The following is a 13,711-nucleotide window of genomic DNA, read 5'->3' on the forward strand; positions in this document are numbered from 1 at the left end:
CGCGCTGGCTGTCGGTCACGCCGATCTGAGTCCTGGGGGTGGTCGGTGCGATCGGGCCGTCTGCCGAGGTGATGGCGAGGCGCCTTGATCGCCACGTGCCAAGCCGTGCAGGTGATCCTAGGAGGTGAGTGCCAAACCCATCCCCTCATCACCCGGTTCCCGGCTGATCACCAGGAGAACCAACCGGGAGTGGCTGAGTAAACCTGCGGCGTGTAGTCACAGGTGCGCTCGCTGAAGGGTTCGGCGGCCATCGTCGCTGCCAGCCGTTCGCCGCCGGCGTCCACCTTGTCGGCTGCCACCACGAGGGCCAGGGCGGCCACCATGCAGGCAATGAGGAACGGAAGGCTGGAAGGCTTGCTCCTCATTGTCGCTGTCGCCGCGCCGACGACGGCCGCCAGGAAGGCGCCTGCTACCAGTGCGAGAGCCACGAGTGTGAGGTGGTTCAGATCCGGCGACTCGTGGCACAGCACGTATTGCCGGCCCGACCGGAAGCCCTGCACCCGCTCGAAGAGCGCGACCAACCCCAGCGCCGAGCCGAACGCCATGGCGTGCCACGGTTGCATAGCAGCGTGCTGATCAGCCTTGATGTCGCTCACGGTGCCTCGCCCCCAGTAGCCCCCTCGCCCAAGTCTGTGCCGCACCTTACAGAGCGGGAGGCGCAGTGGCTCCGACTGGGAGCCGCATACCTCGGAAACGCAGGAGGCCTCGGATCTCTCCGTGGCCTCCCGTTGTGCGCCCTCGGCAGGATTCGAACCGGCACTTTCTGATCCGTAGCTCTAACGGCAACGGTCAGCGGGGGTCATACCGGGCGCGTCGAGGCCCCGGACGGTCCCGGCTCCACTGGGCGAACCGGCGGTAGACCGTGGGCCAGGCAGGACCGAACACCGGCGCAGCACGCTCTAAACCTGCGCATCGCGAATCCGTTCGCTCGCTTCCTGCATCTCCTGCACAATCCGTCCGTGGGCACAGACATCAGCGGTTACATCGAGTGCAAGCGCGACTATCGCGTCGATTTCGACGAGACGGACTCTCTCTGGCATCCCGCCATGGACTTGGACCATCTCTATGACCGGCGCGAGTACAGCGCCTTCGGCTGCCTCTTCGGAGTACGCGACAGCAGCTTCGAGCCCCTCGCTGCAGACCGAGGGCTGCCCGATGACGTGTCCAACCGTGTGGCCCAGCTCGTCGAGGAATACGGCGGACGATCCCCCTCATGGATCAGCTGGGCCGAACTGGAAGAGGCTGATTGGGACAAGGCCGCTGAGGACGTGGACCCCTACGTCCACGAGTACATACGCCAGACCTCAGGGGATGACTGGCGCTTTCACGCACGAGGTAACCACGACGGCCGCTTCGCCCAGGTGTCGGGACTCGAAGGCCGTGAGGCCCTCTACCCCGGAGAACATTGCGCGGAGGGAACCGAATGGTCCGACGGAGACCGGCTCCTTCGAGTTGAACGTCTCACTCGCCGTCAGGCCGTCCCCGAGGCGCACTGGTCCCCGATCTGGACGCCCGCATCCGGATCCGCGCCGACGACCGTCGGCTCCGGGAAATGCGGGGTGCCCATGCCCAGGTCGGTGACCGGATCGACGACGCACGCCTCCGCCGCCTGGAGGGTCTCGGCAAGCAGCTGGGCCGCGCGGCCCGGCGCTCCGCCGGCGTCCGTGCAGATCCGCTCCGCCACGCCAGTCATCTCGTCCGTGCCCTTGAGCCATCGCTCACCGCAGTCCAGCCGCCGCCGGTCGATCGGCCGCAGCAGCCTGGCCGCATCCAGCACATCCGCGAGCCGGTGCTGGCCCGGGTCGGCATAGCGGACCGCGTTCGCGAGCACGGCCGGAATCCCCAGCCGGTCCGCCAGACCGAGCGTGTGCGCCGCAAGCCGACCAGAACCCTGCCCCGTACCCGCCAGCCCCCACGACAAGACCTCCAGCCGAAGACCGGCCCCTACCAGCTCCCGCCACGGCACGAGCAGCCGCTCGGCGATATCAGCCCGGCCCGCTGCGAGGGCGCGCACTGGCTCGGATGCCGGCCCGAGCATCACCACCAGGTCCTCGCCTTAGAAGCCGATCATCTGGCGACGGCCGGCGATCCTCGCGAACTGCCAGCCGGGCCCGGAGGCACGCACCTGCGTGCTCCGCAGTCTGGTCTGGTGGATGCGAAGTGGATGATGGTTCGGTGACGAACATCAGTGACGACCACGTGAAGGTCCATTTCCGCATGGAGATAGACGAGGGCGGATGGCCGCCGGCGAGTGTCGAGAGCCTGTGGGCTGTCGACCTGGGCGATGGCACAGTGCGGCTGGACAACACTCCCTGGTTCGTCCGCGGAGTCGCCAGTGGTGACGTCATCAGGGTTCAACCGGATGATGACGGTCTTCTCTGGGCCGGAGAAACAGTGGAGCCTTCGCAGAACTGCACCATCCGGCTCATCGTGCTGAAGGACGACGGATCTGCCGCTGCCCGGCAGAGCGTGCTGGAGGTCTTCCATCGCCTCGGCACGACGGGGGAAGGCATCGAGCGGTTCGGGATGGTGGCCTTGGACGTCCCGCCTCAGGCAGACCTGCTGAAAATCCGCGAGCTGTTGGAGCACGGCGAGACGAAGGAGTGGTGGCACTGGGAAGAAGGGTGTGTTACTTCCGCCTGGGAAGCCGCTGCGCGACCGTGAGGGCAGCGGTCCCCCGTCCCAGCCTGCCGTGAGCCAGGTTGCATCGTTCTCGTGCAGGAACCGTCCGCTCAGGTTCGTCATATCCATTCGCCGATCGCGGCGATCAGGACGGTGGCCTCGAAGCGGACCGCGAGCTTGTCGAACCGGGAGGCGACCGCCCGGTTGCGCTTGAGCCGGTTGATCCCGCACTCGACCGCGTGCCGGGCCTTGTAGTCCTCGCGGTCGAAGGCCGGAGGCCGCCCGCCGGCCTTTCCTCGCCGCCTCCGGTTGGCGGTTTGGTCGGCGGGCTCCGGGATCGTGCAGCGAATCCCGCGCTTTCGCGGGTAGGCCCGGTTGGCGCGGGAGGAGTACACCTTGTCGCCCCGCACCCGCAGCGGCCGGACACGGGGACGGCCTGGTCCGGTGCGGGGCACTCGGATGCCTTCCAGGACGGCGGCGAACTGAGGACTGTCACCACGCTGACCTGCAGGTCAGGGGTGCTTTTCTAGGTAGGTTGAGGCTGAGAAAAGAGGCAGGGGAGCGGGGTGAAACCTGGTGGAAAATCGCTGCGGTTTCAGTTGGTCATCGTTCATCCCTGACTGCGGCCTGGGGTGATGCGCCTCGGGCGCTGGGGATGATCCGAAAACGGCTACGAGGTTTCAGGCCGCTGTCTCACCGTGTTTCGGAAGGCGTTTCTGCCAGGAAAGATAGTTCTGTAACAGTCTCACCGAGCCTCCCGTAGGCTCGGTCTGATCGGCCACCAGGGCGACCATCGGCGCGCTCATGAACTTGGGGAATCGGCTTCGGTAGACCGGGTGGCGCTGTCAGGATGGTGGAGAGCGTGAGGAGGCTGCCGTGACTGATCCGCTGCCCATGGACGACAAGGGCCTGAAGGTGCCGCCGACTTACCCGCCCAGGACCCCGCCGCCGCAGAAGAAGCCCGTCGAGGCGCCGCGGCCGCAGCCGTCGACGAAGCCTGTCACCACCTCCCTGCCGCTTCCCGGCCCGCAGCAGGTTTGCCTGGACACTCGCCGGCCCCGCATGGCCATCAAGGACCGGAGGGCCGCGAACTGGGCGCTGCGCGCCTACCCGTGGACCGCGGCCCAGGCCGTCCGGAAGGTCACCGAGACCGTCCGCGCCTGGGGGTACACCCACCCCGACGACCAGGCCCTCGAGCAGACCGTGCGGCTCCTCGTCGACACGGCCACATCCGACGAAGGCCGGCGGATCAGCGTCCACCTTGCCGACCAGGACGGCATGCTCCTCGTCGTCGTCCTCAGCCACACCACTGCCGGCCCCGACGACATGGTCCTCGCCGACCTCGCTGCCGTCCCCGGGACCGCCAGCTGTGGCACCGACACCTCCGACGAAGGCCGACGGGTGTGGGCGGTCATGTCCACCGAACGCCCTCGTACCCGCACCACGCCCGCAGCCTGACAGCGGCCGCGTACGCTGACAGGCGACAGCAACGACGCCCCGGGGAGGCATTCGTGACCGCACAGCCCGAGTACACCGGCCCGACCGGGCCCGTGCCGCCCATGCGGACCCTGGCCGAGCTCCGTGAGGCCCTCACCACGCACGGCTTCCCTGGCGACCGGCAGCAGTTCGACCTCGAGCTCGGCGCCGTCGACCTCGACGACCACACCCGCGTACGCGAGATCACCCAGGCCTACAGGCACCGCGTCCTGCTCCGCCGCGACCCGCACGCCTCGGCCGCCATCGCGCGTCCCAACGAGGATGTCGCTGCGGAGCTGCGCCGGAAGCTGTCCGAGGCCGGCGCCCGGTGACCTTCGCGTTCCACTCCGACGCCGCCGAGAAGATCCTCGCCGAACTCACCGTCCGCGAGCAGGCCGCCGTCGAGACGGTCCGCCGCTCCCTCGAGGACGCCCCCGACTGCGGCCGACCGCTGCCCGGTACCGACACCCGCGTCGTTGAGGTCCTGCCCGACGAGACCAACGGCCGCGGCCTGTCCGTCGTCTACCGGCACGACAGCGCCCTCGACGCTGTCCTGATCCTGTGGCTGATTGCCGGGCCCTGACCGGTCCCGCCCGTCAGCCGGTCCGTCACCACCGGTAGAAGCCCTTCTCAAGAGCCAGAAGTTGAGGGGGGAATCAGGTGGGGGCAGCAGACCGGGGACTGGCCGTCCGGGCGGCCGCCGACGTCGTCGACGCGGAGCTCGTGCCCGTCGGCGCGGTCGGCGCCGGGATGGTCGCCCACACCGAGCGGGACCGGCAGCTGTCCCCCGAGACCGTCGCCGCCATCGAGGCGAGTGCGGCCGCCTCCACCCGCCGCGCCTACGGAGCGGATCGCGAGGCATTCGCCGCCTGGTGCCTCCGGGAGGGCCGCACGGTCCTGCCGGCCTCCGGCGAAACGATGGCCGAGTGGGTCCGCCACCAGACCGTCACCCCCCGGCCCCGCACCAACCGCCCGGCCGGACCGTCGACGATCGAGCGCGCCATGTCCGCCGTGACCACCTGGCACCCGGAACAGGGCCACCCGAAGCCGAACATGCGCGGCGCCCGCGCCGTCCTCAACGCCTACCGCGACACCAGCTCGCCGAGCAGAAGGACCAGGCCGCGCACGCCCGGCAGGCGACCGCCGCTCTGCCCGCGCAGATCCGCGCCATGCTCACCGGCACCGACCGGACCACCCTCGCCGGCAAGCGCAACGCCGCCCTGGTGCTCCTCGGCTTCGCCACGGCCGCCCGCGTCTCCGAACTCGTCTCCCTCGACATCGCCTCCGTAACGGTCGCCGAGCACGGCTACGACGTGACCGTGTACCGCAAGAAGGTCCGCAGACACACCGTCAACGCGATCCTGTACGGCACCGACCCCGCCACCTGCCCGGTCCGCGCACTGCGCACCTACCTCGCCGCCCTCGACGAAGCCGGACGCACCGACGGGCCGCTCTTCGTCCCCGTCGACCGCTGGGACCGCCTCGCCCCGCCCCTCACCCGGGGCGGCCGGACGATCGGCGACCCGGCCGGACGGATGACCGCCGAGGCCGCCGTCGAGGTCATCGAGCGCCTGGCCGACACCGCCGGCCTGTCCGGCGCCTGGTCCGGCCACTCCCTGCGCCGCGGCTTCGCCACCGCAGCCCGTGCCGCCGGACACGACCCGCTGGAGATCGCCCGCGTCGGCGGATGGGCCGACGGCTCCCGCGTCCTGGCCCGCTACATGGACGACGTAGACCGCGTGAAGAACAGCCTCTCGTCGGCATCGGCCTGTAACCGGCTGCCTTGGCCCCGAGGCGCAGGAGCCTGACATGGTCCGCGGGGAGGGTGTCGCCTGGACCGGCCCACCCCCTGCGCATCGGCCTGGCCTCCGTCGCCCGCGCTGCCGGACACGACCCGCTGGAGATCGCCCGCGTCGGCGGATGGGCCGACGGCTCCCGCGTCCTGGCCCGCTACATGGACGACGTCGACCGGGCGAAGAACAGCCCCTCATCGGGATCGGCCTGTGACCGGCCGCGCCATACACGGCAGGGCGGAACTGGGCAGGCACCTTCGCTCCCAGGGAGGCTCGGCCGCCGAGAAGTGACCGACCGCCGCCGGGGCATCAGCCCCGGCGGCGTTTCCGTTCCGTTCCCCGCGCAGGGCGAGATGCTCCCCGCTGCACGTCGGACGCTCGACGGTGGGCAGTGGCGGACGGGAGTCAGAGGGACAGGTTCGACCTGTTCTGGCGGCGGGTGCAGCGATCTGGCCATCGCCATGCGGGAGTTGGCGAATTTCACTCGATGGTGGCGGGAGGCTGTGCGCGCATCACTGGCCACAGGCTGTGACCTCTGTCACGCAGTGCACATGTTGCTCGGGGGCCTCGTTGGTCATCCATCCTGCCGCACTCGACCTGCCACATGTGCTCGTGGAGTGGGTCACCATGCTGACTGTCACCCGTGAGGGCGACCGGCGTTGCAAGCTCCGTCCGTCTCAGCGCGCGATGGTGGCGTAAGGCCCGGCCCTCCTCAAGAGGGCGTGGGCAACGGCCGCAGTCCGGCATAGGCAAGCGCCGCACAGCCGCCGGCGCTGTCCGTGGTGGCGCTGGTGGCGCCGGCGTGGACGCAGCCGTGCTGCCGGGTCACCTCGGGACGTCTGGTCGTCCACGTACAGCTCTCCTTCGGATCCGCGTTGGGGGAGCGCGACGGGTTTCTCAGCCGGCCAGGCGTTCCACCAGCGATCATGATGGCACCGCTGATGCGGGTGACGGCCAGGGCGGCCGAGGGCCTCGTCCTCAGCACCGTGCGGGCCAGGACGCCGACGGCGAGGTAGACGGCGGCGCACGCGGTCAGGTGCAGCGTGCTGAGCAGCCCGGTCTGCGCGGCGACCGCACGCCGAGGGCCCCGGCCGGGAGACGACGGTGACCGAGCAGGCCGCACGGCAAGGCGGGTGAACATTGCGCGATTCGGTGTCCCGCAGGGGCGTGGCCGGGGACAACGGTAAGGAGGACCGGCAGTCGACAGGGCTGCCGCCGCTAGCGACGAGGGCGGGACATGACGGTCATCGGCACCTGGAATCTGGAGAATCTACCGGCCCGGTGGCCGCTTCGGGCCCGACGACGAGGCCGCATACGCGGCGAAGCCGTACCCCCGAGGACAAGCGCCGTCCCCGCATCCATGCCGGCCAACCAGAACTCATCGACCACATCCCGGTCAGCCACGCCCTGCTGGCCCGCGTCGAGCACGCCTCCGCGGGGGCCCAACACCCCCTGCCCTCCGTGAGCGGCGATCCCACCACACGCGGGGACACACCCGCCGCCGACCACGCCCCCGTGCTCGCCGCCCTCCGCTACCCGTGAAACACCCTGCCGTAATTGCCTGCCGTGACTGGCGGGCCTGCCAGCGGTCGGACGCCTCCTGGCGGTCCCCGTTCCACAACGGTCTGCCGGCCCGGCTACTGCCTACCCCTGTCCAGCGCGGGACTTCCGCCGGACAGCCGACCTGAGTGGGCGCAGGTCCGCTACCACGGCGGCCACATCCCGCACCAAGCCTGCCCCGTCGGCACGACCACGCCCTGGCCGTGCCGTTCCCACCGCATCCGGAGGATCATTCATGCCGCTGCAAAGATACGGAGTCCTGGCCGCCCGCGCCGTCGACCGGCGCCGCGAGGGATCCAGCGACACCCCGCACTACCAGATCCACCTCACTGACGACGCCGGCACGCACTACCGGGCCGCCGTCAACGTCGAGTCCCAGCAAGCACCCTCGGAGCTGCTGTACCTGGCCGACGACGACTTCCGCCATCCCGTGACGCAGCTGCTCCCGCCGGCCGGCAGCGGATGGACGGCCCTGGCGTCGCAGCCGGGGAAGGCCAGCCTGGACTTCATCCGCGGGAACCTGTTCGACCCCGCCTCGATGCGACTGCTCCCGCCCGATCTCCCAGGCGCCGACAACGACCTGGCCGACCTGCTCGACCACTACGTGCAGCGGGCCATCGCCGACCCCACCGCCGCCCTCTACGTCTTCGGGCAACGGTTCGGTCCCGAGGCGAACGTCGCCGACAAGGTGTTCGGGTTCCGGCCCGGCAACGGTGTCCACGACATCCACATGAACCAGGGCAGCAGCGGACGCTTCCGCTCCGACAACGGCGTCTGGCAGGACGGCGCCCTGCTCGTGCACCTGACCGCCGAAAACCGCTGGGTCGCGGTCTTCCTGGCCTTCCAGTCCCAGGCCTGGCACACCGACGACACCACCGGCCACCCCATCGACACCGCACCGCCCCGCCCCAGCGACCGCGAGGAACCCCTGCGGATCATGGCCGCACTGGTCAACCCCACGGGCCCGGCACCCGAAGCCGAAACCGTCACCGTACTCAACGCCTCCCCCGCGCCGGTCAACCTCCAGGGCTGGCACCTCGCCGACCGCAACCAGCAGACCCTCCCGCTCCCTCCTGGCCCCCTCCAGCCCGGCGCCACCCTCACCGTCCCCGGAGGCAACGGATTCCACCTCGGCAACCAAGGCGGCACGATCACTCTCCTCAACCCGGACGGCCTCAAAGTCCACGGCGTCTCCTACACCGCGCGACAAGCCCAACGTGAGGGACAGACCCTCACCTTCTGAACACCACCAGCCCCTAAGCCCCACCAACTCCCTCGCTCGCCGACCAAGTGACATGGTCGGCGGGCGAGGGCAGTCTTCGCACGGCTGTTCCGGAAATGCTCACCCAGGTCTGGTCGACGGCCGGCGCACCGCTTCCGGTGCTGGTGTCCGTGGCGTGGCATCACCGGCCCGGGCGCCTCGGCGACGACCAGGGGCGCACCGTAGGGCCCCGTCTCGATCGCATAGCGGCCTGACGGCACCGTCGCCGGTGACAGGCCCGGCTCATCGGCCTCCTACCATGCGTAGTACGGAGCCTCGGGAACTGCGGGCAGACGTGTGAGTGGACCCGTCAGGGACGCCACATGTCGCACACACGAACACCACTCTCCGGGGATCCGCGCTGTCGAGCGCCGGCTCAACCGGCCTGCGTACCGGGGGACCGTACGCCGAACCACTGCTCGGCGCCCCACTCTTCGAACCGTTCCACCTCGGTGAACCCCAGCTTGGCCGCGAGACGCATCGCGCGGTCGTTGGCGGTCCGGGTGCTGAGCACCACCGGCTCGCCGGGCAGCGTGTCGGCGAACCGGTCGAGGGCCGCTGCGCACGCCTCGGCGGCGCACCCCTGCCCCACGCCTGCGACAGGAACAGGTAGCCGAGCTCAGCCTCCCCTCCTTCCGGACGGACGTGCCCCTGGCGCTCCGCGCCGCGCCGATCGAGCGTGATCAGGCCGATCATCGCTCCGTCGCGTTCGACGACGAAACAGCCGGGGCGTCGCCCGGGCACCTCCGGCACCGCGCGCTCGAGCTCGTCGCGCGGCCGGGCGCCACCGAGGTACGTGCCCACCTCGGGCGACGCAAACAGCTCGATGAACGCCGCGCGGTCCCGGCCTCGGACTCGCGGAGCACGAGCCGTTCGGTCCGTATCGGGGCAGGGGGCCAGGTGCCAGGCCCGAGTTCGACCAGGCGGGCAACCTATCGCACCCCCGGTGGCATTGATCCGTAAAGAATGACGCGCCCCGCCGCCGCTCGTGCGGCGGCTTCACCTGAGAGGGGACGGTCGTTGCCGCCGGCGTTCCCCGATCGTCACGCCAGGGCAGCGGGCGGGCCGCACCCGGTCGGGGCGAGCCGGTCGGCCCCGGAAGGCCGTGGAGGGTCGGCCGTCGTATCGTCGGGCGTCAGAAGCCTTTCGCGAGGCCGACGAAGTGAGGCGGATGCCATGAGCGTGCTTCGGATCGCACTGCAGGAGGACTTCCAGGGCGAGCACGTCGTGGTCGCCGTGGACGGAACCGTCATCCTGGACGACCCCTCGGTGCACACCAGACGGCAGATCGGCCTGGCCCGCTCCCTCGAGGTTCCGGTACGGGACGGCGGGGTCACGGTGGAGGTCTCGGTCCAGGGAGGGCCGCAGGAGAGCGTGGAGATCGACACCACGGTTTCCAAGGCGGTGCTCGTCGACCTCGACGCCGACCGCGGCCTCACCATCCGCGCGAGCGGAGACCTCCCCGGTTACCTGTGACCGGCACAGCTGCCGGGCGGGGCGCGCCGCCGACGGGCTCGATCGGACGCTGCCGGATTGCGACCCGGGGTGGTTGCACTTCCACTTGAATGGTCCGGCCTTCCCAGCGGCAGGGGTATGCGCTCGGCGGCACGCCGGAGCGCACGCTCCGGGCCGGTTCGGCAGCCGTCCGCTCCGCGCTTTGGTACATCGACCGTCGCAGCGCCCTGCCTGATGCGGCAGGGCATGCCGACAGGCCAGACGCCCGCAGACCGGGCGCCATGGGCCCCGAAGCGGCCGGACACCCATCCCTTCCGCTGCACCACCACGCCCGGGCAACGGAGCCCGGCTGAGGAGAGGCCCGCATGACCACGCAGAAGCACCGCCCGCAGAGTGGGCTCGACGAACTCGTCCGCGCCGTCGTCGAGGAGATCTCCCGCCGCGCCGGCTCCGGCGCGGAACGAGCCGGGAACGGCATGGGCACGTACCCCGAGGTCGCCCCCGACCGATGGGACGAGGCCGCCGCCCAACTCGGAGCCCCGGCCGCCGCCCTTCTGGTGCAGCGCAGCGGCGTGTACGTCCGCACCGACCTGCCCGTCATTCCCACACCGGACCACGATGGCGTGCAGGCCATGCAGAACGTACCGACGATGCCCGGCACGGGCGCGCCCGAGGTACGACCGACCGGTCAGGCGATGCCGGCAGGCGCCCTTTCCGACGAGAACGCGATCGCGGTCGAGCAGCCCCAGCCCCGTCAGCCGGCGGCCGAGACGATCCCGGCCGGCGCCGCCCTCGGCCTGTTCGAGGAACTGCGCGTGGACGTGGACGGACCGGCCGCCACGATGACCGTCTCGGGCAGGATCTGGCGGCTCATCACCGGCGGGCTGACCTGGATCGCCAAGGTGACCAAGCAGCCGGACGGCACGTACGTCGGCCCGATCAGCTACCGCGACGGCAACACCACCCTGCGTCCGGCCTCCTCGATCCGCGTCCAGCTCACCGGTCGCCCGCCGCTGCAGCCGCTCGCCGCGCGCGTGACCTTCACCCGCCCGGGCGCGGCCGACCTGGTCCTCGGCTACACCTTCGCGCGGTCGGCCTTCCGCGAGGTCGGGATCGAGTTCGACCGCGTCGAGGGGGCCGAGCAGACGGATGCGTACGCGCTCCACGACCACCCGGTGCGGCCCAACGGCCTCCCCGACATCACCCTCACGATCGAGGAGGCCTTCACCCGTCAGGGGATCAAGGTCACCCGCACCAGTGGCAGCAACGTGATCCCGCGCTCGGCCTCCGTCAATGACAAGTGGTCCGACATCGAGATGCACGACGCGATGCAGCAGCACTGGTCCCGGTGGAAGGGCGGGCTCGGTGGGCAGGGCGTCCCCCAGTGGAATGTGTGGACCTTGTTCGCGGGTCTGCACGACGAGGGCCGAAGCCTCGGCGGCATCATGTTCGACGACATCGGCACCGCCCAGCGGCAGGGCTGTGCGATCTTCTCCGACTCGTTCATCTCCGATCGGCCGCCGAACGACCCCGCGCCCGAGGCGTTCGTCCGCCGGATGCGCTTCTGGACGGCCGTGCACGAGATCGGGCACTGCTTCAACCTCGCGCACGCCTGGCAGAAGTCGCTGGAGACTCCGTGGATCCCGCTCAACGACGAGCCCGAGTCCCGGAGCTTCATGAACTACCCGTTCAACGTCGCCGGCGGGCAGCAGGCGTTCTTCTCCGACTTCCGGTACTTCTTCTCGGAGAACGAGCTGCGCTTCCTGCGGCACGCCCCCGAGCGGTTCGTGCAGATGGGCAACATCCCCTGGTTCGACCACCACGCCTTCGAGCAGGTGCGCCGGTACTCCGCCCCGAGCCCGCTGACGCTGTCGCTCCGCGTCAGCCGCAAGCTCGACCATCAGGGCGCGTACCGCTACGGCATGCTGGAGCCGGTCATCGGGGAGCTGAAACTGGCCAACACCTCCACCGACCCGGTGATGGTCGACGGCAACAAGCTGATGAGCGACGACCTCGGCATCGTCATCCAGCGCGAGGGGGAGACCGAGGCCCGGATGCACCGGCCGTACCTGCGGTACTGCATGCGCCCCGAACCCGTGGTGCTGCAGCCCGGCGAGGCGCTCTACGGGCAGATCGTGCTGAGCTCCGGACTCGGCGGCTGGCAGATCGCCGAGCCCGGTACGTACCGGGTCTACGCCGCGCTGCGCACGGCCTCCGGCGGCGCGTCGGCCTCCGTCGTCGGCCCCTCGGCCGGGCAGGTCATGGCCGCGCCGCTCATGCTCCGGGTGGAGCGCCCGGCCAGCCGTGAGCAGGAGCGGCTGGCGGACGACGTCTGCACGGACTCGGTGGGACGCGTCATGGCGCTGGGCGGAACTCGGGTGCTGCACGGAGCCAACGACGTGCTGCGCGAGGTCGTGGACCGGATTCCCGACGAGCCCGTCGCCAAGCACGCCGCCGCCTGCCTGGCGCTGGCGGAGACCGTGCCGGGCAAGGTCATGCAGGGTGGCGACGGTGCGGGGCCGCACCTGGAGCTGACGACGGCCGACACCGAGTCGGGTTGGCAGCGCACCGAGCAGGCGTACGGAGACCTGAACGCCGCCGCCGAGACGTTCGGACACATCCGTCTGACCCGGAACATCGAGCACATCGCGCGGTCGCTCAACCAGCAGGGCAAGGGCGAGCCGGCCACGCAGCTGGTGAGCGGTCTCGCCCGGACCCTGGAGAGCCGCAAGGTCAAGCCCGATGTGGTGAAGCGGGTCCGGAAGCTGGGGCAGCAGCTCGCCGAAGGCACTCGGTAGGCACCAGCTGACGCGGCGGATCCACCCGACCCCCCTCCCGGAGCCGTCCGGGAGGGGGGCGTCGTGACACCGCCTCGGGCGGATCGGTCGCGCCCGAGCCCGCCGTAGGTCTTCGAAGGCCGACCCCTGCCCCCACCGCCTGGCGTGCGGCGCGGCCGGAACGTGCGTTCACGTGGCGTCGGGGGCAGCGGCGCAGGCCGAGGCGATGCCCCCCACCACCACCGCCCCCCCGTTACCGTCTTCGTGGCCTCGCAATACTCTCGCCGAGTGCGACCGGGTCGGCGACGGCCGGGCGACTACTCCCACAAACACCGGCGCCACGGCGTGAACGTCCAGGTCGTCACCGACCCCGGCGGCCGGCTGCTGTGGCTCTCGCTCGCCTTGCCGGGTCGCACCCGCGACCTGACCGCTGCGCGTACCCACCGAATCATCCGGATCTGCGAGCGCCAGGGCGTTCCCATCCTGGCCGATCTCGCCTACCAAGGTGCCGGCCCGTGGCTGACCACCGGCATCAAACGCAAGCCCCTGCAGGAACTCACCCCCACCGAAAAGACCCTCAACCAGGCACTGGCCGCCGCGCGAGCGCCCGTCGAACGTGGCGTCGCAAGGCTGAAGTCCAGGCGAATCTTCCGCAGGTCCCGATGCAGCCCCAACCTCCTAATGATGTTGTCAAGCCGTCGCAGTGACGGGTAGGACGCTTTGGTAGCACTGTCCGTCACGGATGAGGGCCCAGAGGACGTTCACGC

The 13,711-nt window shown here is 70.5% G+C and carries 10 protein-coding genes and 6 pseudogenes; 11 read left to right on the forward strand and 5 right to left on the reverse strand.

The annotated features are described in order from the left end of the window. Positions 1-167 precede the first annotated feature (167 nt). The gene (locus AC07AW_RS35005; protein ID WP_478819512.1) at positions 168-596 is read right to left on the reverse strand and encodes a hypothetical protein; all 429 of its coding nucleotides are present in this window, start codon (positions 594-596) and stop codon (positions 168-170) included. Between the two features lie 902 nt (positions 597-1,498). Further along, positions 1,499-2,056: pseudogene (locus tag AC07AW_RS35010) on the reverse strand (DNA polymerase III subunit alpha); the annotation flags it as partial. Positions 2,057-2,175: 119 nt separating this feature from the next. Here AC07AW_RS35010 and AC07AW_RS35015 point away from each other — a divergent pair. Further along, positions 2,176-2,664: a DUF4265 domain-containing protein gene (locus AC07AW_RS35015; protein ID WP_478819513.1), complete on the forward strand. Its 489-nt coding sequence runs from the start codon at positions 2,176-2,178 to the stop codon at positions 2,662-2,664. Between the two features lie 77 nt (positions 2,665-2,741). Here the strand turns inward: AC07AW_RS35015 and AC07AW_RS35020 are convergent. After that, positions 2,742-3,128, reverse strand: a pseudogene (locus tag AC07AW_RS35020) (transposase); the annotation flags it as partial. A gap of 370 nt (positions 3,129-3,498) precedes the next feature. Between AC07AW_RS35020 and AC07AW_RS35025 the strand changes: the two are divergent. The 5 genes and pseudogenes from AC07AW_RS35025 to AC07AW_RS35045 form a co-directional block, all read left to right on the forward strand. Beyond that, positions 3,499-4,080 carry a hypothetical protein gene (locus tag AC07AW_RS35025; RefSeq protein ID WP_478819514.1) on the forward strand — a complete coding sequence of 194 codons (582 nt, stop codon included), beginning with the start codon at positions 3,499-3,501 and terminating at the stop codon, positions 4,078-4,080. A 53-nt stretch (positions 4,081-4,133) separates the two neighbouring features. Next, the gene (locus AC07AW_RS35030; RefSeq protein ID WP_478819515.1) at positions 4,134-4,430 is read left to right on the forward strand and encodes a hypothetical protein; all 297 of its coding nucleotides are present in this window, start codon (positions 4,134-4,136) and stop codon (positions 4,428-4,430) included. Continuing rightward, complete coding sequence (locus AC07AW_RS35035; RefSeq protein WP_478819516.1) at positions 4,427-4,681, forward strand: hypothetical protein; 255 nt, start codon at positions 4,427-4,429, stop codon at positions 4,679-4,681. Before AC07AW_RS35030 ends, AC07AW_RS35035 begins: the two co-directional genes overlap by 4 nt. A 586-nt stretch (positions 4,682-5,267) precedes the next feature. Further along, the gene (locus AC07AW_RS35040) at positions 5,268-5,906 is read left to right on the forward strand and encodes a site-specific integrase (protein WP_478819517.1); all 639 of its coding nucleotides are present in this window, start codon (positions 5,268-5,270) and stop codon (positions 5,904-5,906) included. Positions 5,907-6,461: 555 nt separating this feature from the next. Then, positions 6,462-6,587 (forward strand): annotated as a pseudogene (locus tag AC07AW_RS35045) (IS5/IS1182 family transposase); the annotation flags it as partial. A 58-nt stretch (positions 6,588-6,645) separates the two neighbouring features. Here the strand turns inward: AC07AW_RS35045 and AC07AW_RS35050 are convergent. Next, a pseudogene (locus AC07AW_RS35050) lies at positions 6,646-6,729 on the reverse strand (DUF4442 domain-containing protein); the annotation flags it as partial. 443 nt (positions 6,730-7,172) lie between these two features. Between AC07AW_RS35050 and AC07AW_RS35055 the strand changes: the two are divergent. Beyond that, a complete protein-coding gene (locus AC07AW_RS35055; protein ID WP_478819518.1) occupies positions 7,173-7,433 on the forward strand; it encodes a hypothetical protein in 261 nt (86 codons plus the stop codon). Between the two features lie 253 nt (positions 7,434-7,686). Continuing rightward, the gene (locus AC07AW_RS35060; protein ID WP_478819519.1) at positions 7,687-8,694 is read left to right on the forward strand and encodes a DUF2278 family protein; all 1,008 of its coding nucleotides are present in this window, start codon (positions 7,687-7,689) and stop codon (positions 8,692-8,694) included. A gap of 394 nt (positions 8,695-9,088) precedes the next feature. Here the strand turns inward: AC07AW_RS35060 and AC07AW_RS35065 are convergent. Further along, positions 9,089-9,635 (reverse strand): annotated as a pseudogene (locus tag AC07AW_RS35065) (GNAT family N-acetyltransferase). A 253-nt stretch (positions 9,636-9,888) separates the two neighbouring features. Here AC07AW_RS35065 and AC07AW_RS35070 point away from each other — a divergent pair. The 3 genes and pseudogenes from AC07AW_RS35070 to AC07AW_RS35080 form a co-directional block, all read left to right on the forward strand. Beyond that, a complete protein-coding gene (locus AC07AW_RS35070) occupies positions 9,889-10,188 on the forward strand; it encodes a hypothetical protein (RefSeq protein ID WP_478819520.1) in 300 nt (99 codons plus the stop codon). A 344-nt stretch (positions 10,189-10,532) separates the two neighbouring features. Then, positions 10,533-12,965 carry a hypothetical protein gene (locus AC07AW_RS35075; protein WP_478819521.1) on the forward strand — a complete coding sequence of 811 codons (2,433 nt, stop codon included), beginning with the start codon at positions 10,533-10,535 and terminating at the stop codon, positions 12,963-12,965. Positions 12,966-13,221: 256 nt separating this feature from the next. Continuing rightward, a pseudogene (locus AC07AW_RS35080) lies at positions 13,222-13,658 on the forward strand (transposase family protein); the annotation flags it as partial. Positions 13,659-13,711: the final 53 nt, after the last annotated feature.

The sequence above is a fragment of the Streptomyces sp. NPDC044003 genome (genome assembly GCF_056435185.1).